The 26,559-nt window shown below is 67.8% G+C and carries 19 protein-coding genes, 1 tRNA gene, 3 pseudogenes and 2 riboswitches; of the genes and pseudogenes, 7 read left to right on the top strand and 16 right to left on the bottom strand.

What is annotated here, in order from left to right; all coding sequences use genetic code 11:
• Positions 1-181 precede the first annotated feature (181 nt).
• On the bottom strand, positions 182-1,276 hold the full coding sequence (locus SY91_RS03155; RefSeq protein ID WP_185921057.1) for an ADP-heptose--LPS heptosyltransferase: 1,095 nt from the start codon (positions 1,274-1,276) through the stop codon (positions 182-184).
• A pseudogene (locus tag SY91_RS03160) lies at positions 1,273-2,975 on the bottom strand (thiamine pyrophosphate-binding protein). The gene SY91_RS03155 and the pseudogene SY91_RS03160 overlap by 4 nt, the downstream one beginning before the upstream one ends.
• Before the next feature lie 277 nt (positions 2,976-3,252).
• Between SY91_RS03160 and SY91_RS03165 the strand changes: the two are divergent.
• The 3 genes from SY91_RS03165 (at position 3,253) to SY91_RS03175 (ending at position 4,415) form a co-directional block, all read left to right on the top strand.
• Positions 3,253-3,714: a hypothetical protein gene (locus tag SY91_RS03165; protein ID WP_185921058.1), complete on the top strand. Its 462-nt coding sequence runs from the start codon at positions 3,253-3,255 to the stop codon at positions 3,712-3,714.
• Positions 3,711-3,995, top strand: a complete 285-nt coding sequence (locus SY91_RS03170; RefSeq protein WP_124476735.1) for a type II toxin-antitoxin system RelE/ParE family toxin — start codon at positions 3,711-3,713, stop codon at positions 3,993-3,995. The genes SY91_RS03165 and SY91_RS03170 overlap by 4 nt, the downstream gene beginning before the upstream one ends.
• Positions 3,996-4,178: 183 nt before the next feature.
• Positions 4,179-4,415 (top strand): antitoxin, encoded by a 237-nt coding sequence (locus SY91_RS03175; protein WP_185921134.1) that lies wholly within the window; start codon positions 4,179-4,181, stop codon positions 4,413-4,415.
• 59 nt (positions 4,416-4,474) lie between these two features.
• Here SY91_RS03175 and SY91_RS03180 read toward each other — a convergent pair whose 3' ends face one another.
• From SY91_RS03180 to SY91_RS03215, 8 genes are all read right to left on the bottom strand, one after another.
• A complete protein-coding gene (locus SY91_RS03180; RefSeq protein WP_059503223.1) occupies positions 4,475-5,863 on the bottom strand; it encodes an L-serine ammonia-lyase in 1,389 nt (462 codons plus the stop codon).
• A gap of 30 nt (positions 5,864-5,893) precedes the next feature.
• Positions 5,894-7,036, bottom strand: a complete 1,143-nt coding sequence (locus SY91_RS03185) for an alginate lyase family protein (protein ID WP_027807898.1) — start codon at positions 7,034-7,036, stop codon at positions 5,894-5,896.
• Between the two features lie 154 nt (positions 7,037-7,190).
• Positions 7,191-10,118: an aminomethyl-transferring glycine dehydrogenase gene (gene gcvP, locus SY91_RS03190; RefSeq protein ID WP_027807899.1), complete on the bottom strand. Its 2,928-nt coding sequence runs from the start codon at positions 10,116-10,118 to the stop codon at positions 7,191-7,193.
• A 58-nt stretch (positions 10,119-10,176) separates the two neighbouring features.
• On the bottom strand, positions 10,177-10,557 hold the full coding sequence (gene gcvH, locus SY91_RS03195) for a glycine cleavage system protein GcvH (RefSeq protein ID WP_185921059.1): 381 nt from the start codon (positions 10,555-10,557) through the stop codon (positions 10,177-10,179).
• A gap of 127 nt (positions 10,558-10,684) precedes the next feature.
• Entirely contained in the window at positions 10,685-11,803 is a 1,119-nt protein-coding gene (gene gcvT / locus SY91_RS03200) for a glycine cleavage system aminomethyltransferase GcvT (protein WP_175834294.1), read from the bottom strand.
• Between the two features lie 83 nt (positions 11,804-11,886).
• Positions 11,887-12,020: riboswitch (glycine riboswitch) on the bottom strand.
• Positions 12,021-12,054: 34 nt separating this feature from the next.
• Positions 12,055-12,158, bottom strand: a riboswitch (glycine riboswitch).
• A gap of 118 nt (positions 12,159-12,276) precedes the next feature.
• Positions 12,277-12,642 (bottom strand): hypothetical protein, encoded by a 366-nt coding sequence (locus tag SY91_RS03205; RefSeq protein ID WP_012327637.1) that lies wholly within the window; start codon positions 12,640-12,642, stop codon positions 12,277-12,279.
• A gap of 213 nt (positions 12,643-12,855) precedes the next feature.
• Positions 12,856-13,908, bottom strand: coding sequence for an oxidoreductase (locus SY91_RS03210; RefSeq protein ID WP_185921060.1), 1,053 nt, complete (start codon positions 13,906-13,908; stop codon positions 12,856-12,858).
• A 380-nt stretch (positions 13,909-14,288) separates the two neighbouring features.
• Positions 14,289-14,996, bottom strand: a complete 708-nt coding sequence (locus SY91_RS03215; RefSeq protein WP_124476732.1) for an SGNH/GDSL hydrolase family protein — start codon at positions 14,994-14,996, stop codon at positions 14,289-14,291.
• A 312-nt stretch (positions 14,997-15,308) separates the two neighbouring features.
• Here SY91_RS03215 and SY91_RS03220 point away from each other — a divergent pair, with 312 nt between their 5' ends.
• Entirely contained in the window at positions 15,309-17,396 is a 2,088-nt protein-coding gene (locus SY91_RS03220; protein WP_012327640.1) for a UvrD-helicase domain-containing protein, read from the top strand.
• Between the two features lie 109 nt (positions 17,397-17,505).
• On the opposite strand, the pseudogene SY91_RS03225 reads toward SY91_RS03220, so the two are convergent.
• Positions 17,506-18,392: pseudogene (locus tag SY91_RS03225) on the bottom strand (c-type cytochrome).
• Between the two features lie 251 nt (positions 18,393-18,643).
• Between SY91_RS03225 and SY91_RS03230 the strand changes: the two are divergent.
• From SY91_RS03230 to SY91_RS03240, 3 genes and pseudogenes are all read left to right on the top strand, one after another.
• Positions 18,644-18,719: transfer RNA gene (locus SY91_RS03230), tRNA-Arg, on the top strand.
• A gap of 202 nt (positions 18,720-18,921) precedes the next feature.
• A pseudogene (locus tag SY91_RS03235) lies at positions 18,922-20,523 on the top strand (TIGR04222 domain-containing membrane protein); the annotation flags it as partial.
• 253 nt (positions 20,524-20,776) lie between these two features.
• Positions 20,777-22,723 (top strand): tetratricopeptide repeat protein, encoded by a 1,947-nt coding sequence (locus SY91_RS03240; RefSeq protein ID WP_185921061.1) that lies wholly within the window; start codon positions 20,777-20,779, stop codon positions 22,721-22,723.
• Between the two features lie 91 nt (positions 22,724-22,814).
• Here SY91_RS03240 and SY91_RS03245 read toward each other — a convergent pair whose 3' ends face one another.
• The 5 genes from SY91_RS03245 to SY91_RS03265 are packed head-to-tail and all read right to left on the bottom strand — an operon-like array spanning position 22,815 to position 26,557.
• The gene (locus SY91_RS03245) at positions 22,815-23,546 is read right to left on the bottom strand and encodes a class I SAM-dependent methyltransferase (RefSeq protein ID WP_124678276.1); all 732 of its coding nucleotides are present in this window, start codon (positions 23,544-23,546) and stop codon (positions 22,815-22,817) included.
• 4 nt (positions 23,547-23,550) lie between these two features.
• Entirely contained in the window at positions 23,551-24,336 is a 786-nt protein-coding gene (locus SY91_RS03250; protein ID WP_234620223.1) for a phytanoyl-CoA dioxygenase family protein, read from the bottom strand.
• Positions 24,337-24,360: 24 nt separating this feature from the next.
• Positions 24,361-24,891, bottom strand: coding sequence for a GNAT family N-acetyltransferase (locus tag SY91_RS03255; protein ID WP_124678275.1), 531 nt, complete (start codon positions 24,889-24,891; stop codon positions 24,361-24,363).
• On the bottom strand, positions 24,888-25,859 hold the full coding sequence (locus tag SY91_RS03260) for a hypothetical protein (RefSeq protein WP_185921062.1): 972 nt from the start codon (positions 25,857-25,859) through the stop codon (positions 24,888-24,890). The genes SY91_RS03255 and SY91_RS03260 overlap by 4 nt, the downstream gene beginning before the upstream one ends.
• Positions 25,856-26,557 (bottom strand): WbqC family protein, encoded by a 702-nt coding sequence (locus SY91_RS03265; RefSeq protein WP_185921063.1) that lies wholly within the window; start codon positions 26,555-26,557, stop codon positions 25,856-25,858. The genes SY91_RS03260 and SY91_RS03265 overlap by 4 nt, the downstream gene beginning before the upstream one ends.
• Positions 26,558-26,559 lie beyond the last annotated feature (2 nt).

Genomic DNA, 26,559 nt, shown 5'->3' on the forward strand with positions numbered 1-26,559 from the left:
CGTCGGGGGCGCGCTGCTGACGGTTCGACCCTTCCGCTCGCCGTCGCGTCGGTTTCTCCCAGGTGGCTAGGCGAGCTTGGCGGGGTCAGTCGGGCCGCCGAAGCAGCCCCCGCGCGGTGCTCATGCCGTGCGCGTACGGCTGCCGGTTCGGTTGTTCCGCTCGCCGCTGCGCCCGCTTCGCTCAGATGGCCGGCGCTGCCACGTCGCGCGCCGCGGGCCACGCCAGCGCGTCCCAGTCGATGGCGCGGTAAGCGGCCTCGACCGCCGCCAGATCCTCCGGCCGCTCGCTGCGATGCAGCCCGTGCAATTCGGCCGGCACGTCGAGCGCGACCGGCACGCAATGCGGATAGTCGCGCACGCGCAGCGCCGGCCCGATCGTCGTGAAGCACGCGAGCGTCGGCACGTCGAAACCGTCGGCGAGATGCAGGGCCGCCGTGTCGGGCGCGAACAGCACGCTCGCGCCCTTGATCCACGCGATGAAGCGCGCGGTGTCGGTCGCGTCGCCGCTCACATCCACGTAAGCGGGATGCGCGAGCGGGCCGAATCCCACCACCGGCAACCCATACCGCTGCGCGAGCCGTTCCACGAACACGACCCGCAACGCGGGCGGCACGCTGCGCACCGCGGTGCTCGCATTCGGGCAGAACAGCACGTAGGGCCGCTGCCATTCAGCCGGCAGTGCGGGCAGCGGCAGCCGCGCGAGCCAGCGATTGCGCTTCGCGGCGGCCGGCACGGCGGCCGGATCGACGCCGAGCGCGTCGAGGAAGAAATCGATCATCGGCAGCCGCGCGAACGCGGGCCAGTACAGGTGATTGCCGACGTCGATGCAGTGCGCATCGGCGGGCAGCGCGTCGGCGGGGCACGGCAGCGCGCGCGACGGCGCGACCACGTCGGTCGCGAGCGCATACAGCGCGTCGACATAGCGCGGCGCGCGCGCCGGCCGGTACAGCGTGAAGCGTACGTCCGCATGGGCCGCTCGCAGCGCGGCGAGGGCCGTCAGCCCGATCACCGAATCGCCGAGCGTGACCCCCATCCCGTTGATCACGTGTACGTGTCGCGCCTCACTGTAATCGAGCCGGAACGGCCGGTGCGCGGCATGCAGCAGGCCGAGCGCGGGCGCGGCCGCCGCATGGCTTTCGGCCCGCTCGTCGCCATGCTCGAGGTCGTACGGCGCGACGAGCGTGCCGTCGGGCGCGAGCAGCGTGCCGGGGTACGCCAGCGCGTCGTCGTGCGACAGCGCGGCGACGGGCGGTGCGATATGCCTGGCCACCGTCATGCGCCGCGCGCGCGGCGGCCCTGCTCGCGGATCTGTTCGAGCGTCGCGGCCGGCGTGCTGGCGTCCTGCGGGATGCGGATCTCGATCACCGCGGGCAATCCGCAGGTCAGCGCGCGTTCGAGCGCCGGCGCGAAATCGGCAGTGCGCTCGACCGTCTCGCCATGCGCGCCGAACGCACGCGCATACGCGGCGAAATCGGGATTCGTGAGCCCCGTGCCGTGCACGCGGCCCGGGTAGTTGCGCTCCTGATGCATGCGGATCGTGCCGAAATGGCCGTTGTTGACGACGATCGCGACGATGTTCAGCCCGTATTGCATCGCGGTCGCAAGCTCGTTGCCGGCCATCATGAAGCAGCCGTCGCCCGAGAGCGCGACCACCGCGCGCTGCGGATACAGCGACTTCGCGGCGAGCGCGGCCGGCAGCCCGTAGCCCATCGCGCCGCTCGTCGGCGCAAGCTGCGAACGGAAGTGCCGGTACGCGAAGTGGCGATGCAGCCAGATCGCATAATTGCCCGCGCCGTTGGTCAGGATCGCGTCGTGCGGCAGGCGTTCGCGCAACTGCACCATCACGTCGCCGAGCTGCACGTCGCCGGGCATCGGCAGCGGCGCATGCCATTCGCGGTACGCGCGGTGCGCGTCGGCGGCCGCGCCGGCCCACGCAGGCCGCTCGGGCGGTTCGAGCGCGGCCAGCGGCGCGGCGATCTCGGGCATGCCCGACACGATCGGCAGGTCGGCCGCGTACACGCGGCCGAGCTCGTCCGCGCCCTGATGTACATGGATCAGCGTCTGGCGCGTTTTCGGGATGTCGAGCAGCGTGTAGCCGCCGGTCGTCGCTTCGCCGAGGCGCGGCCCGATCACGAGCAGCAGGTCGGCGTCGCGGATGCGTTTCGCGAGCGCGGGGTTGATCCCGAGCCCGACGTCGCCCGCGTAGTTCGGGTGCGCGTTGTCGATCGTGTCCTGGAAGCGGAACGCGCACGCGACCGGCAATTGCCAGCGTTCGACGAAGGTGCGCAGATTCGCGCAGGCGTCCGGCGTCCAGCCGCTGCCGCCGACGATCGCGAACGGCCGTTCCGCGCGCGCGAGCCGCCCGCGCAGCTCGTCGATCTGCGCGGGCGACGGCGCGGCCGCGATGCGTTTCGCGGCCGGCACGACGGGCTGCGGCGCGCACGCGTCGGACAGCACGTCCTCCGGCAGCGCGAGCACGACCGGGCCGGGCCGGCCGGACGTCGCGACGTGGAACGCGTGGCTCAGGTATTCGGGATGCGGCGCGGGTCGTCGATCTGCGCGACCCATTTGGCCATCTGGCCGAACATCCGGCGGTAGTCGATTTCCTGGAAAGCTTCGCGGTCGAGGTGTTCGCGTGCGCACTGGCCGACGAACAGGATCATCGGCGTCGAATCCTGGAACGCGGTGTGCACGCCGATCGACGCATGGGTCGCGCCGGGCCCGCGCGTGACGAATGCGATGCCGGGGCGGCCGGTCAGCTTGCCGACCGCTTCGGCCATGTTCGCGGCGGCCGCCTCGTGACGACAGACGACCGTCTGGATGCGGGCGGTGTCGTCCGCCAGCGCATCGAGCACGGCGAGGAAGCTCTCGCCCGGCACGCAGAACACGCGTTCGACGTGATTGGCGAGCAACGCATCGACGAGCAGTCGCGCACCGGTGGTGCCGCGCGGCTCGAGATCCTTGGAATGCGACATGGGCTGCCGTCTCCCTGGGTAGCGGGACGTACAGCTTACGCCGGTTGGCCGGGCGCTGAAAAGTGTCGGAACGCTGGGCGGTTCGGGGATTGCGTGCTGGCTTCGATTGGCCATCCGGCCAGCTTGTGCCCGCTTGCGTGACGGCGGAAAGTGGGCGCTACGGATGACGGCCCGACGCGTGTCTAGATCAGGAAAGTGGGTCTTCCAAATAACAATAAAGTGGGATGCCGTTTAATAGTAAAATTTCAGAGAACGAGTGGGAGAAGGGGTGAGAGCCATGACGACCGAAACGATTGATCAAAAGACGCTGACGGAGCTGGTCGAAGCCGGCGCGGTCCGTGCGGCCCGCGTGGTCGGTTGCGGCAACGGCTGGGCGCTGTCGGTCCGTTGCGGCGCGCACGAGCGCTTCTTGTCGGCCAAGCGCGGCGACGTACGGGTGTTTCGCCGTTTTGAAACGCTGGTCGGCTTTCTGCGCGACATCGGCATCAACCGGTTCGATGTGGATGCGTCGGCATTCGACCCGGACGCGGCCGGCCGGGCGACCCGGCCCGATCGCGCGGCGGCGTTGAAGGCGGCACACGAGGCGGCGGCGCACGATCGCTGGTTTCGCGAGCAGGTGCAGCAGGCGCTGGACGACCCGCGTGCATCGATTCCGGACGCCGAAGTCAGCGCCAACTTCGCGTCGCGCCGTGCGGCGTTGCGTGAGCGGCTTGCAGGCAAGCGCGGGGATGCTTCTTGACCCTCGCGTTGCACTGGAATCCGAAGGCGTACGAGGATCGCGCCGCGATCATGGAATACATCGGCGAGGACGACCCGCCGGCCGCGCTCGAACTCGACGAACTGCTGGAAGAAAGGGCGGCGGCGCTACCGGCCCATGCCGAGTCGTATCGGCAAGGGCGGGTGGCCGGCACGCGTGAGCTGGTGGTCGCGCCGAACTATGTGCTTGTGTATCGCCTCCGGCCGGCCGAGGGCATCGTGGAGATCCTCCGCGTGCTGCATGCGCGACGGCAATGGCCGTGATGCGATATTTGCGCCGGCTGATTCACCGGGTGCGGCGGGCCAAGTCCGGAACGGAAAAGACTGCCGGGGCCGCGTGTGTTTTCGAATTGATGCCGGGTGGATGACCATGCGCGCGCCAGGGCGCGCATCATCGACTGCATGATTTACGTATATCTCCGGTACATCCAGACGTGGGAGAACGACATGCGCACCACAAGGGTATTTTGGAATGGCAGCGCGCAGGCCGTGCAAATTCCTGCCGATCTCGCCTATGAATGCAGCGATATCGAGCTGGAAATCAAGCGCGTCGGCGACGAGATCCGTATTCGGCCGGTGCGACGGCCTTTGACCCACGTGCTCGAGAAGTTCGCGAAATTCGGGCCGAATTTCATGGCCGAAGGGCATGGCGCCCAGGAGCAGGCCGAACGCACGGACGGGTGATTGTGCACCCGACGGCCATGCGAGACGCGGAGCGTCTTCCATGACCGCCGGATCCCGCATCAGCACTCGACGATATTCACCGCCAGCCCGCCGCGCGACGTTTCCTTGTATTTGGTCTTCATGTCGGCGCCCGTCTCGCGCATCGTCTTGATCACGGAGTCGAGCGACACGTAGTGCGAGCCGTCGCCGCGCAGCGCCATGCGGGCCGCGTTGACGGCCTTCACCGACGCCATCGCGTTGCGCTCGATGCACGGGATCTGCACCATCCCGCCCACCGGGTCGCAGGTCAGGCCGAGGTTGTGTTCCATCCCGATCTCGGCCGCGTTCTCGACCTGCTGCGGCGTGCCGCCGAGCACGGCCGCGAGCGCGCCGGCCGCCATCGAGCACGCGACGCCTACTTCACCCTGGCAGCCGACTTCCGCGCCCGAGATCGACGCGTTGAGCTTGTACAGGATGCCGATCGCGGCGGCCGTCAGCAGGAAGTCGATCACGCCCTGTTCGTTCGCGCCGGGCGTGAAGCGCGTGTAGTAATGCAGCACCGCCGGGATGATGCCTGCCGCGCCGTTGGTCGGCGCGGTGACGACACGGCCGCCGGCCGCGTTTTCCTCGTTGACCGCGATCGCGTACAGGTTGATCCAGTCGATCATCGACAGCGGGTCCTGCAGCGCGCGCTCCGGGCTGCCCGTCAGCGTGCGGTACAGCTGCGGCGCGCGGCGCTTGACCTGGAACGGGCCGGGCAGGTTGCCGTCGGCATCGGGATTGCCGATCCCGCAGCCGCGCGATACGCACGACTGCATCACGGCCCAGATCTTCAGCAGCCCGTCACGCGTTTCTTCCTCGGTGTGCCACGCGCGTTCGTTTTCCCACATCAGCTGCGCGATCGACTTGCCGGTCGACGCGGTCAGCGCCAGCAGCTCCGCGCCGGTGCGGAACGGATGCGTCATCTGCTCGGCCGCGCTCAGCACCTTGGTGTTCGGCGCGCCGGCCGTCACGACGAAGCCGCCGCCGACCGACAGATAAGTGCGCTCGACCAGCACCGCGCCGTTCGCGTCGCTCGCGCGCAGCTTCATCCCGTTCGGATGTTCGGGCAGCGCCTGGCGGTAGAACGCGATGTTCTCCTTCAACACGAACGGCACCGGATGCGTGCCGAGCAGCGCGAGCTGCTTCGTCTTGCGGATGTCTTCCAGCCGCGCGTCGATCGTGTCGGGATCGACGGTGTCGGGCGCGTCGCCGAGCAGGCCGAGCATCACGCCGCGGTCGGTGCCGTGGCCCTTGCCGGTGGCGCCGAGCGAGCCGTACAGCTCGACCTTCACGTGGGCCGTCGCGTCGAGCAACCCGTCGCGCTCGAGGCCCTGAACGAACATCAGCGCGGCGCGCATCGGTCCGACCGTGTGCGAACTGGACGGACCGATGCCGATCTTGAAGAGGTCAAACACGCTGACTGCCATTTCGATACCTGCCTTGCGATAAGAATGATGCTAGCGCGCCTGCAATGGCAGGCACGCGGCGAGCCATGCGGGCGGCGTTGGGGAAAGCTGCTGCGCGACGCGGGCATAGCGCCCGTCGAGCCGCGCGGCCAGATGAAAGAGTTCGGTGGCGTTTTTCGGGTCCCACTGCCCCGTGTAGCCCGGCAAGCCGGCTTCGCGGCGCTTCGCGTCGAACGGCACCGGCGAATTCACGAATTCCTCGTGCGTCTTCTCGCCGAGCGCGTACGGCACGAGCCAGTCGAGCGCGGCCGCGAGCGTCGCGCCGTTCGCGCCGCGCTCGCGCAGCCAGTTGCGGTTGAAGCGGCGCGCGGCGAGCGCGGCCGTCACCAGCGGCTGCAGATCGTAGACCGCGTAATGCAGCGCATCGCGTTCCTCGAAATCCCAGGTCTTGCCGTCCGGGCCGATGTTGTCGGCGAGATGCTCGACGAAGAGCCGCTGTGCGGCGTTCATCATCTTGCGGTCGCCGAGCGTGAACGCGGACAGCGCGATCAGCTTGATCCGGTGGCTCTGCCAGTTGTTGCGCCAGGTGCCGGTGAGCGGGCGCTTCTGCGCGTCGACCTGCGCGACATAGCCGGCGCCGAGCTTCGCGATGAACGCGGCCGTCGCGTTGCGCGTTTTCACCGGCAGCGCGCTCGCGGTCATGTCGTACGCGACGATCAGGCTCTCGAAGCGCGTCTCGTCGATCGGGTTGAAGCTCGGCTGGTAGGTCGAGACCCACGCGGACAGGAAGCGGTCGACGAGCTGCAGGTAGCGCGGCGCGTTCGTCACGCGCCACGCGAGCGCCGCATCGCGCATCAGGTCCATGTCCTTGAGCGCGGCCGCACTCTGGTCATAGATGCCTTCGTGCGGCAGCGTGCCCTCGGTGTGCACGCGCGCCATCGCCTTCGGCTGCTCGCCGATGCGCGCGTCGACGCTGCGTATCAGCGCCTGCACGCCCGGCTCGGCCTGCGTCGTCTCGCTCGCCTGCAGCGCCGGCGCCGCGCAGAAATTCATCGCCGCGCGCGCACTGCCGGACACGCCGAGGCCGGCGGCGGCCAGCGACAGCGCTGCGACGAGCATCGGCACGTAGCGGCCCGCGCGGGTGCGCGGCCGCCGCGCTGTTGCACCATGGCCCGGAAACATCGGACGCACCATGCGGAACTCCTTCATTGGCTGGATCGCGTGTGATGTTAGCCGGATTGGCGGGCGAGCGTGAAACGGTTGGCCGGGCGGCGAACGTAAAAACCGCACGCAACCGGTGGCTGCGTGCGGTGGGTTCACGGTCGGACGCTCCGGTGCGAGACGGGCGTTATGCGTAGTCCGACATCGGCACGCACGAGCAGAACAAGTTGCGGTCGCCGTACGCGTTGTCCGCGCGGCCGACCGGCGGCCAGTACTTGTTCGTGCCGAGCGACGCGACCGGGTACGCGGCCTGCTCGCGCGAGTACGCGTGCGGCCATTCGTTCGCGGTGACGACGGCCGCTGTGTGCGGCGCATGACGCAGCGGGTTGTCCTCGCGATCGGCGCGGCCTTCCTCGACCGCGCGGATTTCCTCGCGGATCGCGATCATCGCGGCGATGAAGCGGTCGAGTTCTTCCTGCGATTCCGATTCGGTCGGCTCGACCATCAGCGTGCCCGGCACCGGGAAGCTCATCGTCGGCGCGTGGAAGCCGTAGTCCATCAGGCGCTTCGCGACGTCGTCGACGCTGATGCCGCTCGTTTCCTTGATCGGACGCAGGTCGAGAATGCACTCGTGCGCGACCAGCCCGCCCGGGCCCGAATACAGCACCGGGTAGTGCGGCGCGAGGCGCTTCGCGATGTAGTTCGCGTTGAGGATCGCGGTTTCGGTCGCGGCGGTCAGGTTCTTCGCGCCCATCATCGCGATGTACATCCACGAGATCGGCAGGATCGACGCGGAGCCGTACGGCGCGGCCGACACCGCGCCGATGCCGTCTTCCGCGCGGGCGTAGCCGGTCGAGCGCTGGTTCGGCAGGAACTTCGCGAGGTGCGCGCCGACCGCGACCGGGCCGACGCCCGGGCCGCCGCCGCCGTGCGGGATGCAGAAGGTCTTGTGCAGGTTCAGGTGGGACACGTCGCCGCCGAACTGGCCCGGCGCGGTCAGGCCGACCATCGCGTTCATGTTCGCGCCGTCGACGTATACCTGGCCGCCGTGCGCATGGACGATCTCGCAGATCTCGCGGACGTTCTGCTCGAACACGCCGTGCGTCGACGGATACGTGATCATGATCGCCGCGAGGTTCGCCGAATGCTGCTCGGCCTTCGCCTTCAGGTCGGCGATGTCGACGTTGCCCTGCGCGTCGCAGGCGACGACCACGACCTTCATGCCGGCCATGTGTGCGGACGCCGGGTTCGTGCCGTGCGCGGACGCCGGGATCAGGCACACGTCGCGATGGCCTTCGCCGCGCGATGCGTGGTACGCGTGGATGATCAACAGGCCCGCGTACTCGCCCTGCGAGCCCGCGTTCGGCTGCAGCGACACGGCCGCGTAGCCGGTGGCCGCGACGAGCATCTGCTCGAGCTGATCGATCATCTCGCGGTAGCCGACGGTCTGCTCGGCCGGCGCGAACGGATGGATGCCGCCGAACTCGGGCCACGTGACCGGCAGCATTTCCGAGGTCGCGTTGAGCTTCATCGTGCACGAGCCGAGCGGGATCATCGAGCGGTCGAGCGCGAGATCCTTGTCCGACAGGCTGCGCAGGTAGCGCAGCATTTCGGTTTCGGAATGGTGACGGTTGAACACGTGGTGCGTCAGGTATGCGCTCGTGCGCTCGAGGCCGGCCGGCAGCGCGGCGACGCCGGCGAGACCCGCGTCCAGCGCATCGACGGCCGGCGCGGTGCCGCCCGCGGCTTGCGCGAACACGTCGAGCAGATCGGCGAGGTCGTCGCGTGTCGTCGTTTCGTCGACCGATACGCCGACTTGCGTGTCGCTCACGCGGCGCAGGTTGATGCGCTTCGCCTTCGCGAATTCGTGGACCTGTGCGGTGCGCGCGCCGGTGTCGATCGTCAGCGTGTCGAAGAACGTGTCGTTGACGGTCGCGAAGCCGAGCTGTTTCACGCCGGCGGCGAGCAGCGCCGCGATGCGGTTCACGCGCAGCGCGATCGTCTTCAGGCCGTGCGGGCCGTGGTAGACCGCGTACATGCTGGCCATGATCGCGAGCAGCGCCTGCGCGGTACACACGTTCGACGTGGCCTTCTCGCGGCGGATGTGCTGTTCGCGCGTCTGCAGCGCGAGGCGCAGTGCGGGCTTGCCCTGCGCGTCGACCGTCACGCCGACGAGGCGGCCCGGCATCTGGCGCTTGAATTCGTCGCGCACGGCCAGGTAGGCGGCGTGCGGGCCGCCGAAGCCCATCGGCACGCCGAAGCGCTGCGTGTTGCCGATCGCGACGTCCGCGCCCCATTCGCCCGGCGGCGTCAGCACGGTGAGTGCGAGCAGGTCGGCCGCGACGACCACGTGGCCGCCGGCCGCGTGGATCGCGTCGGTGAGCGCGCGGTAGTCGCGCACGTCGCCGTTCACGCCCGGGTACTGCAGCAGCACGCCGAACGCGTTCGCCTGCGCGGCGTCGGCGGCCGGGCCCGTCTTGACCTCGATGCCGATCGGCAGCGCGCGCGTGCGGATCACTTCGAGCGTTTGCGGCAGCACGTCGTCGGCCACGTAGAACACGTTCGACTTCGGCTTGCCGGTGCGTTGCAGCAGCGTCATCGCTTCGGCCGCGGCCGTCGCTTCATCCAGCAGCGAGGCGTTCGAGATCGCGAGGCCCGTGAGGTCGGCCACCATCTGCTGGAAGTTCAGGAGCGCCTCGAGGCGGCCCTGGGAAATTTCGGGCTGGTACGGCGTGTAGGCCGTGTACCACGCCGGGTTTTCGAGCACGTTGCGCAGGATCACGGCCGGCGTATGCGTGTCGTGATAACCCTGGCCGATATACGAGCGGAACACCTGGTTCTTGTCCGCGAGCGCACGCAGCGCGGCGAGGGCTTCGGCCTCGCTCTTCGGCTGCGCGAACGGGCCGAGCGGCAGCGTTTCGGCGCGGCGGATCGAGGCCGGGATCACGGCGTCGATCAGGGCGGCGCGCGACGCGAAGCCGAGCGTGTCGAGCATGGCCTGCTGGCTGGCGGCGTCGGGGCCGATGTGGCGTTCGGCGAACGCGTCATGCGTTTCGAGCGCGGCGAGCGAGAGGGGCGTGCGGTTCATCAGGCGGTCCGGGTGTTCGAGCTTCATGGCGTGACTCTGGTCCCGCGCGCGCCGAGGCCGGCGCCGCGCGGTTCGGGTAGGGAAATTAGTCGATCAGCTTGCTGTAGGCGTCGGCGTCGATCAGCTTGTCGGTCGATGCGCCGGCCGCGAGCTTGATCTTGAAGAGCCACACGCCGTATGCGTCGCCGTTCACGTCTTCCGGCGCATCGGTGGCTGCTTCGTTGATGGCGACGACCTCGCCGGACACCGGCGAGTAGATGTCGGATGCCGCTTTCACCGATTCGACGACGCCGACGGCGTCGCCCGCGTTCACCGACTTGCCGACTTCGGGCAGCTCGAGGAAGACGATGTCGCCGAGCGTGCTTTGCGCGTGATCGGTGATGCCGACCGTCAGCGTGCCGTCCGCCTCGGTGCGGATCCACTCGTGTTCGTCGGTGTACTTCAGATCGGCCGGGACGTTGCTCATCGGATGCTCCTGGATAAAAGGGTGTGTTCGTTCTGCTGGCGCGCCGCCATGGCACGCCGAATAGGGTTGCGCCGGGCGCCATCTCCCGGCTTGGCCGGAAGGCGGCCCCGCGGCCGCTTCCCGGTCGTTACGCAGCGAGGACCTTGCCGTTGCGCACGAACGGCAGTTTTACCACGCGCGCGGGAAGATTCTTGTCTCGAATTTGCACCTGGACGATGTCGCCGACCTGGACGGCCGTCGGCACGCGCGCGAACGCGATCGATTCCTGCATCGACGGCGAGAACGTGCCGCTCGTGATCTCGCCGTCGCCGTGCGGTGTGACGACCTTCTGGTGCGCGCGCAGCACGCCGCCCGCCTTGCCGTTTTCCTTCTGCAGGATCAGGCCGACGAATGCGGCACGCGTGCCGTTGGCTTCGAGTGCGGCGCGGCCGACGAAGTCGCGCGGTGCGGTGAGGTCGACCGTCCACGCGAGGCCCGCGTCAAGCGGGGAGACGGTGTCGTCCATGTCCTGGCCGTACAGGTTCATGCCGGCCTCGAGACGCAGCGTGTCGCGCGCGCCGAGCCCGCACGGACGCACGCCGTGTTGCTGCAGCGCATTCCACAGCACTTCGACGTGTACGGCCGGGACGATCACTTCGAAGCCGTCTTCGCCGGTGTAGCCGGTGCGCGCGATGGTGAGATCGCCGAACGGCGTGCCGGCGACCTGCGCGGCGTTGAACGGCTTGAGTTCGCTGGTGGCGGCGCGGGCGGACGGCACCGTCGCCCAGACCTTTTCACGGGCGTTCGGGCCCTGGACGGCGACGATCGCGAAATCGCGGCGCGGCGCGATCGTCAGGCCGTAGCCGCCTTGCTCGTTCAGCTGGTTGAACCACGCGATGTCTTTCTCGGCGGTGCCGGCGTTGACGACCACGCGGAAGAATTCTTCGGTGAAGTAGTAGACGATCAGATCGTCGATGACGCCGCCCTGCGGATTGAGCAGGCACGAGTAGAGCGCCTTGCCGGGTGTCTTGAGCTTGCCGACGTGGTTCGCGATCGCATGCTCGAAGAACGCGCGCACGCGGCTGCCGGTGAAATCGACGACGCACATGTGCGACACGTCGAACATGCCGGCGTCGGTGCGCACGGCAGCGTGTTCTTCGATCTGCGAGCCGTAGTTGACGGGCATGTCCCAGCCGCCGAAGTCGACCATGCGGGCATTGAGCGCGCGATGCGCGGCGTTGAGCGGGGTGTGATTCAGTGCAGTCATCGAGGCCTCAGGCAAGGCGCTTGCGCGCGGATCAGAACGGCCATGTGCCGACCGCCGCGGCTGATAGCCTCGAGCGATCCGGTACATGCCCCTCTGTCCTCGATACCTGAGAGATTGCGCTGCGGGCAAAGCCCGGCGAACGCGCGCCCCTTCGGTGGGCAGCTTGCCCGCGCAGCCAATGCGCTGCGGGCTACTGCCGCTCTCCAGAGTGCGGGGAGAGTAGGTGCCCGCGCAATGCGCGGACGCGGTTCCCCGACGCGGTCGGTCCTTTTGCCTGAGAGTTTGCGGGTGTGCCCCTTCGGCGGCGCAACCGGTGTCGAAACGACCCGGTCACACGCTCTCCCGACGCGTGCGGGCGACTGTACGCGAGCGGGTGGGCGTTGTCAATTTGAGCAAAAGAATGTCGCTTCGCGACAAGCGGCGGCGGCGGCCGGCGCCGCCGCTTTGCTTCGCGCCGGCGGGCGCCGGGCGCGTTACTCGCCGATCGCGCGCGCGGCCGTGTCGAGTTCCTGGTTCAGCACGCGCTGCTCGTCGCCGGACAGGCCGCCGTTGTGCTGGGCCGACATGTCGTTCGCCTCCTGGCGGATCACGTCGAGACGGTGGTGCAGCTGCGCACCGTACGGCGGCGGGTAGTAGCCGCCGTTCACACGGGCGTCGATGCGGCGATGCAGGTTGTCGATCCGGCCCTGGACCTCCTGCATGCGGTCGTTCGCGACGACCTGCGGGTTCGGTCGCGACGGCGGAGGCGCCTGCCGGGCCGGCCGCTGCGGCTGCACGATACAGGCCGCGAGCGAGGAAACCAGGACGCAGCATGCCGCTGCGCGAATCAACCGTTGCATCACATTCTCCTGACGGATAAGTGTCGAATCGACTTTTTGAGAAACGCGTCAGACCGGACGACCGCCGACTTTCGTTCCCGCACCATTTGTAACGGAATGTTCGGGGCCGTGGCCGCGGGGCGGCGTGGCGGTAGACACAAGCGCCGCCGGTGCCGATGCCTGGCGGCGTGGCGCGGAGGGTGGCCGGGTCGGCACGGACCCGGCCGGCGGCCGTCAGACCCAGCGGCGCACGAACGGCACCCGGCGGCCGTCGTGTTCGCTCTGCGCGGCGAGCTCGATGATCGTCATCACGTCGACCGCGTCCTGCGCGGTGACGGGAAACGGCGCGCCGTCGCGGATCGACGCGGCGAGCGCGCGGTAGAACTCCGCGTACTGGCCGTCGAGCGTCGGCACCGGCCGTTCGACCTCGAGGTCGCCGTCGAGCACGCGCAGCAGGCCGGGCGGATTGCCGCCGCCGAATTCGACGTCGTCCGCGGTGAGGCCGGCCTTGAGCTGGTCTTCCTGCGTGTCGAGCCCGAACTTCTGGTAGCTGCCGCGCGTGCCGTGCAGCGTGAAGCGCGCGGGCTCGATCGCCGACAGCGCGCTCGCATGCAGCGCGATGTCCTTGTCCGGATAGCCGAGCAGCAGGTGCACGAAATCGGGCGCCGTGCCGTTGTCGCGGCGCGTCTTGACGGTGGCGCTCACTGTTTCCGGTGTGCCGAACAGCGCGAGCGCCTGGTCGATCAGGTGCGGGCCGAGGTCGAGCAGCAGGCCGCCGCCGCGGGCCGGCTCCTCGCGCCAGCGCGTGCGCGGCGTCGGCCGGAAGCGGTCGAAGTGCGACGCGAAGTAGGTGAGGCGGCCCAACTCGCCCGATTCGACGATCCGGCGTACGGTGAGGAAATCGCCGTCCCAGCGGCGGTTGTGGAACGGCGCGAACAGCCGGCTGCGCGCGTTCGCGAGCCGCGCGAGGGCGAGCGCCTCGTCGGCGGTGAGCGTGACGGGCTTGTCGACGACCACGTGGCGGCCGGCTTCGAGCACCTGACGCGCGAGCGTGAAGTGGGTGTCGTTCGGCGTGGCGATCACCACGCATTCGATGTCATCGAGGCCGAGCAGCGTGTCGAGATCGGGGACGATGCGCGCGCCCGGGTACGCGGCCTGCGCGCGATCGGGCTGACTCGTCGCGATCGCGGCGACTTCGGTGCGGCCGCTCGTGGCGATCACGGGCGCGTGGAACGTCGCGCCGGCGAAACCGAAACCCATCAAACCAATCCTGAGCAATGACGACATGGCAATTCCTGGCTGCGAAGGAAACTAAAGGATGGCGCGCCGGAGCGGCGCGAGGACGACCGGCTATTTTGGCATGGCGCCGCCGCTTGCACAGACGCGCCGGGCGAAATGCACGGAGTGAGGCGGCGCTTGCGCGGAGGAGGCTGGCATTTTGCGCGCGGTCGTGCGCCGTGCCGCGGTATGGTTGACTGGCTCGCGGCTCGCGGCTCGCGGCTCGCGGCTCTGGCCCAAGCCCAAGCCCAAGCCCAAGCCCAAGCCCAAGCCCAAGCCCAAGCCCAAGCCCAAGCCCAAGCCCAAGCCCCCGGCTCCTGGTACCCGGCCGGCTCCCGCCTCTCGCCCCCGGCAAGCCGTGGCGGCAGTCAGCCCCCGAACGCGGCCCATCATCCGCCCGGCCGCTGCCGCACGGCGGCCGCGACCTGCGCGGCCCACACCGCGCACGCGGCTGCGCCGGGATGGAAGCCGTCGGCGGCCATCAAGTGGCGTTCGAGCGGCAGGTCGACCCGCAGGAACGTGCAGTGCGGTTGCCCGCCAGCCCAGCCGGCGAGCGCCGCGTTGAGCCGCTTCGCGCGCCGCCCCAGATACCACGCGAGCGGCTGCGGCAGCGCCGGGAAGCGCTCCATCGGCGGCACCGCCGACAGGATCGCGTGCCCGACCTGGAAACGCGTGGCGAGCAGCCGCACCAGCTCGGCCTGCTGCGCGAGCCAGCGTGCGGGCGGCACGCCGCCCGTCACGTCGTTGACGCCGAGCGACGTCACGGCCACGTCGAACGGCTCGGCCGGCTCCGCGGCGAGCCAGTCGACCAGCTCCCGCGTGGTCAGGCCGGTGCGTGCGAGCAGTTTCCAGCGCACGCGGTGTGTGGCCGCCAGCGCGTTCGCCAGTTGCCCGGCGAGCGCATCGTGCTGCGTCGCGACGCCGACACCCGCGGCGGCCGAATCGCCGACCACCAGCACGCGCAGCGGTGGGCCGTCGCCGGCCACGCCGTCGCGCGGGCCGGCTGCCTCGGGCAACCGCGGCGTGACGCGGCGCACGTAGCGCCCTTGCGCGAACAGCAGCGGGCCGAGGGCAGCGGTGGCGAACGGGTATCCCATGAGGTCGATCCTGCGGTGGTTGAAACGCATTGAAGCGGGCCGGCGCGGGTGCCGCCGGGGGAGTGCATATTGTGTCCGATCGCAGCGCGAACAGGGCCAGATTGGCCGAGCGGACAGCCACGACCACGCCGAACGGACAGGGGGGCGCCCGCCCGGCAAGCCCGCGCGCCCCCGTCCGGCGGCGTGCCCGAAATACGCGCCGCCGACGTGTTAACATGCGCGTCCTGCCCCGCGTGTCCGCCTGCTTCGCCAGCCTGCCGCGCACGGCATCCTCCCGGCGTCCGCCGTCAACCAGCAACACCATCCGCCATCATGTCCGCAGGCCTCAATCCCGCTCAGAACGAAGCGGTGCGCTATCTCGACGGTCCCTGTCTCGTGCTCGCCGGCGCGGGCAGCGGCAAGACACGCGTGATCACGCAGAAGATCGCGCACCTGATCGAAGCGAAGGGCTTCGAGCCGCGCCATATCGCCGCCGTCACGTTCACGAACAAGGCGGCCGCCGAAATGCGCGAGCGCGTGTCGAAGCTGCTGGAAGGCAAGACCCTCACCACGCCGGGCAAGGAAGGCCGCAAGGTGCCGGTCAACCAGCTCACCGTCTGCACGTTCCACTCGCTGGGCGTGCAGATCCTGCGCCAGGAGGCCGAGCACGTCGGCCTGAAGCCGCAGTTCTCGATCATGGATTCGGACGACTGCTTCGGGATGATCCAGGAGCAGCTCGGCACCACCGACAAAGGGCTGATCCGCAAGATCCAGAGCATCATCTCGCTGTGGAAGAACGGCCTGATCATGCCCGACGAGGCGATGGCGATCGCGGCCAACGAGGACGAGCACCAGGCCGCGCTGGTCTACCGCAACTACGTGGCGACGCTGCACGCGTACCAGGCGGTCGACTTCGACGACCTGATCCGCCTGCCGGCCGAGCTGTTCGCGAAGAACGAGCAGGTGCGCGACCGCTGGCAGAACAAGCTGCGCTACCTGCTGATCGACGAGTACCAGGACACCAATGCGTGCCAGTACGAACTGCTGAAGCAGCTCGCGGGCCCGCGCGCCGCGTTCACGGCGGTCGGCGACGACGACCAGGCGATCTACGGCTGGCGCGGCGCGACGCTGGAGAACCTCGCGCAGCTCGGCAAGGATTTTCCGAAGCTGCACGTGATCAAGCTCGAGCAGAACTACCGGTCGACGGTGCGAATCCTGACCGCCGCGAACAACGTGATCGCGAACAATCCGAAGCTGTTCGAGAAGAAGCTGTGGTCCGAGCACGGGATGGGCGATTCGATCACCGTCACGGCGTGCAACGACGAGGAACACGAGGCCGAATCGGTCGTGTTCCGGCTGTCCGCGCACAAGTTCGAGCGGCGTGCGCAGTTCCGCGACTATGCGATCCTGTACCGCGGCAACTTCCAGGCGCGCATCTTCGAGCAGGTGCTGCGGCGCGAGCGGATTCCGTACGTGCTGTCGGGCGGCCAGTCGTTCTTCGACAAGGCCGAGATCAAGGATCTGTGCGCGTACCTGCGGCTGATCGCGAACGCCGACGACGATCCCGCGTTCATCCGCGCGGTCACGACGCCGCGCCGCGGCATCGGCAACACGACGCTGGAAGCGCTCGGCTCGTTCGCGGGGCAGGCGAAGGTGTCGCTGTTCGAGGCCGTCTACATGGGCGGGATCGAGGCGCGGCTGTCGGCGCGCCAGGTCGAGCCGCTGCGGATGTTCTGCGACTTCATCCAGCGCCTGACCGAGCGCGCGGACAAGGAGCCCGCGACCGTCGTGCTCGACGACATGATGGAGGCGATCCACTACGAGGCGTACCTGTACGACGCATTCGACGAGCGGCAGGCGCAGTCGAAGTGGCAGAACGTGCTCGAATTCCTCGAATGGCTGAAGCGCAAGGGCACGAAGCCCGAGACGGACGCCGTCGACGGCGAGGCTGAAGGTTTCCACAACGCGGACGGCCTCGCCGATACGGGCAAGAACCTGCTCGGCCTGATCCAGACCGTCGCGCTGATGTCGATGCTCGAGGGCAAGGACGAGGACCCGGACGCCGTGCGGCTGTCGACCGTCCATGCGTCGAAGGGGCTCGAGTATCCGCACGTGTTCCTGGTCGGCGTCGAGGAAGGCATCATGCCGCACCGCGGCGGCAGCGAGGACGACGGCCCGATCGACAACGAACGGATCGAGGAGGAGCGTCGGCTGATGTACGTCGCGATCACGCGCGCGCAGCGCAGCCTGCACCTGAACTGGTGCAAGAAGCGCAAGCGGGCGCGCGAGACGGTCGTGTGCGAACCGTCGCGCTTCATCCCGGAGATGGGGCTCGACGAAGCGCCGCCGCCGACGCCGGAAGAAGCGCCGATGTCGCCGAAGGACCGGCTCGCGAGCCTGAAGGCATTGCTGCAGAAGTGACGCAGCGGCGGTGCCGCGCATGCTGGCGCGGCCAACCGGCGACACAAAAACGAAACCCCCGCGATGCAAGGGCGTCGCGGGGGTTTTTTACGGATGGCTGGGTGAGTCGTTACTTCGCCGAGTTGACCATGTAGTCGACGGCCGCCTTCACGTCGGCATCGGACGCGTTCGACCCGCCCTTCGGCGGCATCGCGCCCTTGCCGTGCAGCGCGTAGTTGTAGACCGTATCCATCGAGTCCTTCAGGCGCGGTGCCCAGTCTTCCTTGCTGCCGAACTTCGGCGCGCCCAGCACACCGGCCGCGTGGCAGGCCTGGCAGGTCGACGCGTACAGCGCCTTGCCTGCCGTTGCCGCGTCGGCGCCGGCCGGGGCGGCCGCGGGCTTTTCGCCGGCCTTCGGGATCGCGGCGATCGCGGCCATGGCCGCGGCGGCCTGCGCATTCGACGCGTCGGCGCCCGACGCGGGCGCGCCGCTGGCGGGCTGCGCCGCGTTGGCGGCCGGTGCGGCCGGCTCGGGGAAGTTCGCGCCGTCGTTGTTCGCCATGTAGACGATCGCGCGGGCGATTTCATAGTCGCTGACGTCGTCGGGGCTCGTGCCGCCGCGCGCCGGCATCGCGCCCTTGCCCGCGAGAGCCGTCTTCAGCAGCGTGTCGAAGCCTTGCGAGATGCGCGGCGCCCAGTCGTCCTTGTTGCCGAACTTCGGCGCGCCGGCCGCGCCGGTGCCGTGGCAGGTCACGCAGACGGCCTTGTAGACCTCCTCGCCGGTTTTGTACGTGCGGGGTGCGTTGGCGTCCTTCACCTCGACCTTCGCGATCGGGGCGATACGGGCGGCGACCTGCTCGTCGGATAGCGCGTCCGTGCCGGCGCCGGAACGGAACGCATGGTTCGCGTAATTGGCGAACAGGACGATCAGGATGATCGGAATCGCGAACGACGCGATGATGACGGCAATCAGCTGCCCGGGGTTTTGACGGGAGATTCGTGGGGTGCTTCGCTCATGCTTGCCTCGTCTCCATGAATAGGAATTGTGAGCGCGGTGCAACGGCAAAATGGCAGTCCAATGAAGCACGGACGATTATAGACGGAACGTTTACATCACGGCGAGCGGCGCGATGGCGCGTGTTTACCCGCACGCAGCGGCGCCCGGCGGCGATTCGGCGGGCAAGGTGGACGCGTCTTGGGAAACCGGGTATCCTTGCCGTCTTGCCAATCGTGGGCGGCCTGTATATGGGGTCGCTTCACTGTCTCACGCGCCCGTAGCTCAATGGATAGAGTACTGCCCTCCGAAGGCAGGGGTTGCTGGTTCGATCCCAGCCGGGCGCGCCAAATAGCCTGATTCCAGGCGTCGAATTTCCCGATCCGTTTTCCTGAAGTCGTCCAGGCGTAGCGTCACCGCACGGCAATCGCATCGTCATCTGCCGGGCCGTTCCCACGCTATTCCGCCGCCTTTCCGTTGTGCGAGAATCGCCCGCAACGACAACTCCAAGCGTCGATCGCGGCGGCCGTCCGCGCATCGCGCCCACTCCCGATGGCTGCCATCCCGTCTACCTCGACCGCAGTCGCTGCGTGCCCGCTGACCGATGCGCAGCAGGCGCTGCTCGCGCGTCTGTACGCGTATTCGCCCGACGATCCGCATGCGCCGCTGCCGTACAGCCGGCGCCTCGCCGAAGCCGAAGGCTGGTCGCACGACCACGCGCTGGCCGTGATCGACGAATACAAGCGCTTCGCGTTTCTCGCGCAGGCGGCCGGGCATCCGGTCACGCCGTCGGTCGCGGTCGATGCCGCGTGGCATTTCCATCTGCAATACACCCTCGAATACTGGGATGTCTTTTGCGCCGACGTGCTGCGCGCACGGTTGCACCATATGCCCGGTACCGGCGCGCCCGACGAGGCTGCCGTGTACGCGCAGCGCTACCGCGACACGCTCGACAGCTATCGTCGACTGTTCGGCTGCGAGCCGCCGGCATCGATCTGGCCGCGTCCGGTTGACCGGCAGACCGAGGCGGCGGCGGCAGAGGCGCAGCAGCCCGAGCGCATGGCCGCCGTGGCGCCGCGCCGCGCATGGCTCGACCGTCTGCCGAAGCTCGTATGGCCGGCGGCGGCCGCGAGCGTCGCCGCGACCTGCGCATCGGCGCAGGATCTCGACGTGCTGGACTACACGGGACCGCAGTTTCTCTCGTTCTACGTGCCGGCCTGCATTCTCGCGTTGTTGCTGATCGTCGCGCTCCAGGCCATCGAATTTCGCATCCGGCGCTGGGGCCGGCGCACGCGCAAGGCTTCGTCCGGGCTGAGCGCCGACGAAGTCGCCTATCTCACCGGCGGCGAAGCGCGGGTCGCGCAGGTCGTGACGATGTCGCTCGCGCACGCGGGCGCGGTCGACTTGTGGAGCGTTCACCGGCAAGGCAGCTACGTGAAGATCGCGGATCTGGAACGCGCGGGCCGGTACGACGACTACTGCGCGTGGCTCAACGAACAACCGTCCGGCACCGTGCGCTACGGCGTGTTTCGGGAGCGGCTTGCGAGGTACGCGCAGGAGGTCGTCGACGGGATGCGTGCGCAGGGCTGGTTCTGGGCGCCCGGCGAGTTGCGCGCGTCCCGGATGGCGGCGCGCGCGATCGCGCTGCTCGTGTTCGGCACGGGCGCCGCGAAGCTTGCGGTCGGTTTGAGCCGCGGGCGGCCCGTGCTGCTGCTGTGCATCTGCATGGCGGTGTTCGCGATCGCGTACCGGATCGTCGCTGGAAGGCTGACCGGCTTCGGGCGCGGCGGTGCCACGGCGGCCGGGCGCGCCGCGCTGCTCGAGCGCCGGAACGCGCACGATCCGCGGGCTGCGCGCGACGCGCGGCACGTACGCAGCGCGCAGGGAGCGTCCGGGATACGCGACGCCGAACGTGACGATCCGGACCCGTTGCTGTGGACCGCAGCGCTGTTCGGTGCAGGCGCGCTGGCCGGTACCGTATGGTCGGCGTACGCAGGCCCGGTGCTGGCGGCCTCGCAGGTGTCGTCGGCCGCCGCGGCGAAAGCGGGCGGCGGCACTTCGTCCGACTCGTCGGACAGTAGTTGCTCGTCTTCGAGCTGCAGTTCGTCGAGTTCGTGCAGTTCCAGCTCGTGCAGTTCGAGCAGTTGCGGGGGTGTTCGTCGAGTTGAGCGGACGGCTGGTGTCGTTCAGCGAGGCCCCGCCACGCACGGGGTGACGGGGCCATCGCCCGAACAACCGCATGGAATGGGCTCAGATCGTCGCATCGCGTGCGTGCGTGCTTCGGTAACCTGTCAATCGACGCTCTCCGTGCCGAAACGGTCGCCCGGGCGCGACACGCGTCGCGCATGCCGGGCTGCCGCCGTGACGGCCGGACGGGATGAATGTCCGCCGCTTTGCCCAGCCCTCCATGACGACGCCAGCTTCCGACGTTTCCGCGTGCGTTCAACACGCCGCGACCTTGTGCCAGAACGGACAGTTTGCCGACGCACTGTCACGCGTCGCGCCGCTGCTCGATGCGCCCGCGGTGGACGTCGCGGCGCTGCACGTCGCGGCCGTCTGCGCGCTGGGCCTGAACCGGCTGGCGGATGCCGAGGCGTGGTGGCGGCGCGCGATCGACGCGATGCCGGCGTTCGAGCCCCCATACGACGGCCTTCACGCGCTGCTGCTGTCGCAGGAGCGCTTGCCCGAAGCCGAAGTGATCCTGCGCCGGCAGCTTGCCTGCGTCGCGCCGTTGCGCGCGTCGCACCATCACCGGTTCGGCAAGGTGCTCGAAGCGCTCGGCCGGCTCGACGAAGCCGAGCAGGCGTTCGGGCAGGCCCTGTCGATCGAGCCGCGGTCGCCCGACGTGCTGACCGATCTCGGCAACCTGCTTCGCATCCTCGTCCGGCCCGCGGAGGCGGAGCTCGCGTACCGGCTCGCGATCGCCGTTCGCGCCGATCATGTGCTCGCGCACGCGAATCTCGGCGCGATCCTCGTCGACATGAAGCGGTTGCCGGAAGCGGAGGCGGCCAGCCGACAGACCATCGCACTGTGTCCCGATCATCCGGAAGCGCATTACAACCTCGGCGTCGCGCTGCAGAACCTCGATCGCCTGCCCGAAGCGGAAGCGGCCTATCGCGACGCCATCCGCTGCCGGCCCGGCCTGCCCCAGCCACACAACAATCTCGGCTGCGTCCTGCGTGCGCAGGGCCGCCACGACGAAGCGGCCGTCGCGTTCACCGACGCGCTGGCGCTCGCGCCGCAGATGGCCGAGGTGCACTACAACCTCGGCACGACCTTGACGCATGCAGGCCAACTCGACGAAGCCGAACGCGCATACCGCCGCGCGCTCGACCTGCGCGCCGACTATGACGACGCGCGCTTCGGGCTGGCGACGCTGCTGCTCGGCCGTGGACGATTCGAGGAAGGCTGGCGCCGCTACGAATCGCGCTACGAGCAGTCGACGTTCGTGCACCGCCGAACCCGCGAGGTACTGCGGTGCGCGCAGTGGCAAGGCGAGCCGCTGGGCGGCAAGACGCTGCTCGTCTGGCAGGAGGACGGCCTCGGCGACATGCTGCAGTTCAGCCGTTATTTCGCGGAATTTCGCGCGAGGCGGGCGGCGCGGGTGGTGTTCGCGTGCCAGCCGGCGCTGCATCGGCTGATGGAGACAGTGGACGGTGTCGACGCGGTGCTCGATCACGAGGCAGCCACGGCACAGGCCGCGCAGTTCGATTACTGGACGAGCCTGTTGAGCGCGCCGATGCACGCGGGCACGACACTCGACACGATTCCGCCGCCGGTGCGGTTCGTACCCGATCCGGCACGCGTGGCGTACTGGGGCGCGCGCCTCGCTGCGCTGCCGGCCGGCCCGCGCGTCGGTCTTGTATGGAAAGGCAATCCGAAGCATCACAACGACGCGCACCGTTCGCTGCCGTCACTGGCATTGCTGACACCGCTATGGAGCGTGCCGGGCGTGAATTTCGTGAGCCTGCAGAAAGGGCAGGGCGAGGACGAAGCGCTCCAGCCGCCGGGCGGGTTGCCGTTGCTGCACCTGGGCTCGGAGCTCGACGATTTCGCCGATACGGCCGCGATCGTCGCGCAACTCGATCTCGTGGTGTGCGTCGACACGTCGACCGCGCATCTGGCCGCATCGCTCGGCAAGCCCTGCTGGGTGCTGCTGCCGAATCAGGACGTGGACTGGCGATGGATGCACGACCGTGAGGATTCGCCGTGGTATCCGGGCACGGTGCGGTTGTTCCGGCGCGGGCGTGCCGAAAGCTGGATTCAGATGGCCGAGCGATTGCGGGTGGCGTTTGCCGCGCATTTCAGGGGGTTCGACTCGCCCGCACTGGCGCCGAGCGGCGACATACCTTGATGTCGCCGCGTCGTGGATTCGCCGTATGCCGGGCGGATGGAGGTGTACGGCCTGTTCACTGGAGAGCGGGTGGCATTGCCTCGCATCCGGCTTACTTTTCCCGTCGGCACACGCCGTAGATGCTTGAGCAAAGATCCGGATAGGTGCGCCCCAGTTCAAAACACCCTTCCAGGTACGCGTCCGAGACGATTCCCGCCGCGAGCGCCGCATCGATCTGGAAATTCGCGAGCCCCTTGAAGGCTACGCCGCCAGATGTTTCGACGTGCAGCCCGGCGACGCGCAGGTCAGCGAGCAGTGTGTCGAGCGAATAGGTAACGCGGTGACCGTGTGCGGCTTCCGCCGGCGTCACTGCCGCGGCATGCTCGATCAGCCCCATGTGCACGGCGATCTGACGTGACGCCGCACGGGCGTTCGGAACGGCAACGAACAGTCGCCCTTTCTCCGATAGCCACCCGCGTACACGACGCAGCACGTCCACTGGATGATCGAGGTGCTCGAGCGTATGGATCAGGAAGATATTGTCGTAACGCCGTGTAGGTTCGAATGTCTCGAACGTCGAATGATGATAGGTCACCGCGTCGCCTGTCTTTTGCGAAGCGGCCGCTACGCAATCGGCAGATGCTTCCACGACCTCCAGATCTGCGAAACGGCCCGCGGCCAGGCGCGTGAAATTACCTTCGAAGCACCCAAGCTCCAGCGCGTTGCCGTTTGCAAAAAACGGGGCAAACGTCCGAATCATGAATTCATGCATTCGGTAGTCGAAGTCGTAGGCGTAGCGATGCTCGGGGTGATCCTTTGCCTCGGAGTCGTAATCGCGGGTCATGGGGTCAGTCCTGTCCACGTTGATAGAAGCGCCGTTCAACTGGCACGTAAAATTCGTCGAGCGATTCGGGCACGCGCGCATTGAAGCCGATCACCTGACGCAGCCACGGACTGTATCGCTCCAGATCGCGATAGCCGAGTAGCCGCGGATAGTCGAGTTGAGGTTTGAAGAAGGGGCTCGTGAACGTGAGTGTCAGCGCGCGGCGCGGTGCATTCGTCAGATTGTGTCCGCCCGCGTGCCACACGCGGGAATCGAATAACAGCAGCGAGCTGCGCTTGCCGGTCGCCCGTGATGCCTGAGCGTAAAACCGTTCGTCGTCCGGCTGCTCGGTGATTGCCTGCGAGCGGGACAGCAACCATGTCGCGCCATTATCCAGCGTGAAGTCGTCGAGCATCACGAGCGCATTCAACATGAAGCGGCGGTCCTCCGAACCGAAGCGAATGTCGCGATGCACGTTCTTGACGTAGGCATGCGTGTCGCGCTGGTTGATGACGCCACCATACGAGTTGAGGACGAACTTGCCGCCGAAGTACGTGTGAAACAGCGATGTGAAGGATTCGAACGCGGCCAGCAGTGCGATGTAGCACGGATCGTCGGCAAGCAAGTGATGCAGCGTGCCACTCGCGTCCGTTGCGACGCCGTTGCGTTGGCGAATCTCGTCACGCAATGCAAGCGACGGACCAAGTGCGCTGCACAGCGAGTCGATCAGTGCCGTGTCGAACGCGTGAGGAATGACGGTCCAGCCGGCGCAAGCCAACTCGGCCTCGTGGTGGATATCGATAGTAGACATGCGTGTTGGCGGGAAAAGTGCGATTCAGCTTCGCGCGGGCCGCTCGTGTGCCAGGAGCGCCATCGGCACAACGTCGACATGACGCCCGGATTTGAAGGCGGCTTGCCGCTGCAGGCCTTCGGCTCGGAAGCCGACCTTTTCATAGAGGGCGATCGCGTGCGCATTGGAGGCCAGCACGGTCAGATGCAATCGATGCAGGTTGAGGTCGTCGAACGCATGGTCGAGCGCAAGGCGGGTCGCTTCGGTCCCAATGCCGATGCCGCGCGCGGCGGAATCGCCGATTTGAATCGCGAATTCGGCGCTGCGACTTATCCAGTCGATATCGAGCAGGTAAACAACGCCGACTATCTGTTGCGTTTCCGAGCCACAGATGGCGAGACGTACATTTCGGTGACGATTCGACAGATAGACATCGAACCATTTGTCGTCGACTTCGGCATTCACGTAGCGGAACGGACTGCCGAGCATGTCGACGAGAGTCCGATTGGCACGCCAGGCATTTAGTACAGGCAGGTCGGCACGGTCGAGCTCGCGCAAGGTGATGACGGTTTTCATCGACGGCACTGCTCCAGAATCTGATTGACGAGCGGCTTCAATTGTTCAGGTGACAGGCGCTGGTCGCATGGGACGAATAGCGTATCGTGCGGCAGATTGCGCTCGAAGTCCGGCATGTCGGGGTCGGGCGGCAGGTCGGGCCAGTACGTCGCGCTGTAGATACGTTGCCGGCGCCATTGGTCGCGCAATCCGCGCGGCGCGCCGACGAATGGATAGCAAAGCGGTGCGCAATCGGGCACGCTTACGAGCGGCAGGCGGTTGCGTGAGCCGAGATTTTCATTCAGGTAATTGAAATTGGCGATCCGCCTCGCACGCACGGTGTCGTAGTCGATGCCTGCGAGCAATCGTTGTGTCAGTGTCGACATGCGCTGCGGCTCTTGCTGCTGAAGACTTGCTTCGGCCGAGGCGAAGTCGGCATAGCCGGCTTCCGCGCCCGTGGCCAATCTCGCCAACAGGTGGCGGCAGCGTGCTAGCGAGCGGTCGTCGGAAACTTCGGGGACGGGCACGTGTACCCGCGAGACGAGGTAGCCGCCGTCGGGCACACCCACAAACTTGCGGGGTGAATAGATGGTTGCCAGGCAGTCGCGCGGTTCTGAGAAGAATGCGTGTGCGTTGTCGATCACGACTCGCTCCCGCGGATGCCGGGAGAGTGTGTCATCGACATGGCGCTCGCATACGCCGAAATAATTCACGTACAGGAGCCACTCGTCGTCGCTGAGCGTGATAGTTGGACAGCCAAGGTCGCGATTAAGCGCGTAACGCCGAACTGGTATGCGGGCCGCCCGCAACGGTTCGATCATGCTGTCGCATAGATACCACGGCGCCCATACGGCCGACGGCATGCGGGCACGCAACAGTGCGAGCAAGCCGGCGCGTGCGGATTGAAAACGCATCGCGTCGCGATGCCACTCATGTCTGCCATCCGGCCATTCCAGCGCCAGGTAACCCCCGATCGCGTCCTCGCTCATGCGGTCACCGTGTTGATTGCGAGCATCGAGCGGATCGTGTCGACGCGGTTGAACATAAGCACATCGATAATCGACAGGTTTGGCACAAATGGCATGCCGAATTGTGCATACGGACTGGTTTCGGGGGCGATGAACTCGAGGTCGATGCCGGCATCGAGAAATGCGGCGCTGTCATACAAGGCTCGACCGCCGGGTGCGTTGACGTAGCGCCGAGCCTTCTCCTGGCAGCAGATGTCGATCACGCGTGACTGGCCACGCAGCGTATCGTTGTCGTATCCGGTCGACGTGGCGATGAATTGGGTTTCGATGCCGAGATAGGCGCATGTCTCCGTGACGCTGTTCGATGCCACTCTCCCGATCGCATCGGTATCGGTCGACAGTACCCGTTCGACGAGCTGGATCGCGAGCGCATATTGCGGCGCACGCGAATAGGCATGATGCAGCATCGCGAGTACCTTGGACATCCACCGATCCCGCGGTTGGATGCGTACGTCCAGAATGCGACGCGACGAGCTGGCGCCATTCAACGGAAGCGTGAGGTAGTGCGCCTCTCCGCCGAGCAGAATGCGATTCCGGTTGATCCATCCGTTCTTGATGTAGGCAACGTCGTCGTAAAACACGAAGCGATCAACCGCAGCCGCGAGCTGAAAATAGCCGAGGTACGGGAACAGATACGGCTGCATGATCGCCAGACGCACGA

The sequence above is a fragment of the Burkholderia cenocepacia genome (genome assembly GCF_014211915.1).
GTDB lineage: Bacteria > Pseudomonadota > Gammaproteobacteria > Burkholderiales > Burkholderiaceae > Burkholderia > Burkholderia orbicola.

Bases quoted from the DNA above. Each gene is read 5' to 3' on its own strand.
- SY91_RS03155 (WP_185921057.1), bottom strand. From the start codon at position 1,276: ATGACGGTGGCCAGGCATATCGCACCGCCCGTCGCCGCGCTGTCGCAC.
- SY91_RS03165 (WP_185921058.1), top strand. From the start codon at position 3,253: ATGACGACCGAAACGATTGATCAAAAGACGCTGACGGAGCTGGTCGAA.
- SY91_RS03175 (WP_185921134.1), top strand. From the start codon at position 4,179: ATGCGCACCACAAGGGTATTTTGGAATGGCAGCGCGCAGGCCGTGCAA.
- SY91_RS03180 (WP_059503223.1), bottom strand. From the start codon at position 5,863: ATGGCAGTCAGCGTGTTTGACCTCTTCAAGATCGGCATCGGTCCGTCC.
- SY91_RS03185 (WP_027807898.1), bottom strand. From the start codon at position 7,036: ATGGTGCGTCCGATGTTTCCGGGCCATGGTGCAACAGCGCGGCGGCCG.
- gcvP (WP_027807899.1), bottom strand. From the start codon at position 10,118: ATGAAGCTCGAACACCCGGACCGCCTGATGAACCGCACGCCCCTCTCG.
- gcvH (WP_185921059.1), bottom strand. From the start codon at position 10,557: ATGAGCAACGTCCCGGCCGATCTGAAGTACACCGACGAACACGAGTGG.
- gcvT (WP_175834294.1), bottom strand. From the start codon at position 11,803: ATGACTGCACTGAATCACACCCCGCTCAACGCCGCGCATCGCGCGCTC.
- SY91_RS03205 (WP_012327637.1), bottom strand. From the start codon at position 12,642: ATGCAACGGTTGATTCGCGCAGCGGCATGCTGCGTCCTGGTTTCCTCG.
- SY91_RS03210 (WP_185921060.1), bottom strand. From the start codon at position 13,908: ATGTCGTCATTGCTCAGGATTGGTTTGATGGGTTTCGGTTTCGCCGGC.
- SY91_RS03215 (WP_124476732.1), bottom strand. From the start codon at position 14,996: ATGGGATACCCGTTCGCCACCGCTGCCCTCGGCCCGCTGCTGTTCGCG.
- SY91_RS03220 (WP_012327640.1), top strand. From the start codon at position 15,309: ATGTCCGCAGGCCTCAATCCCGCTCAGAACGAAGCGGTGCGCTATCTC.
- SY91_RS03240 (WP_185921061.1), top strand. From the start codon at position 20,777: ATGACGACGCCAGCTTCCGACGTTTCCGCGTGCGTTCAACACGCCGCG.
- SY91_RS03245 (WP_124678276.1), bottom strand. From the start codon at position 23,546: ATGACCCGCGATTACGACTCCGAGGCAAAGGATCACCCCGAGCATCGC.
- SY91_RS03250 (WP_234620223.1), bottom strand. From the start codon at position 24,336: ATGTCTACTATCGATATCCACCACGAGGCCGAGTTGGCTTGCGCCGGC.
- SY91_RS03255 (WP_124678275.1), bottom strand. From the start codon at position 24,891: ATGAAAACCGTCATCACCTTGCGCGAGCTCGACCGTGCCGACCTGCCT.
- SY91_RS03260 (WP_185921062.1), bottom strand. From the start codon at position 25,859: ATGAGCGAGGACGCGATCGGGGGTTACCTGGCGCTGGAATGGCCGGAT.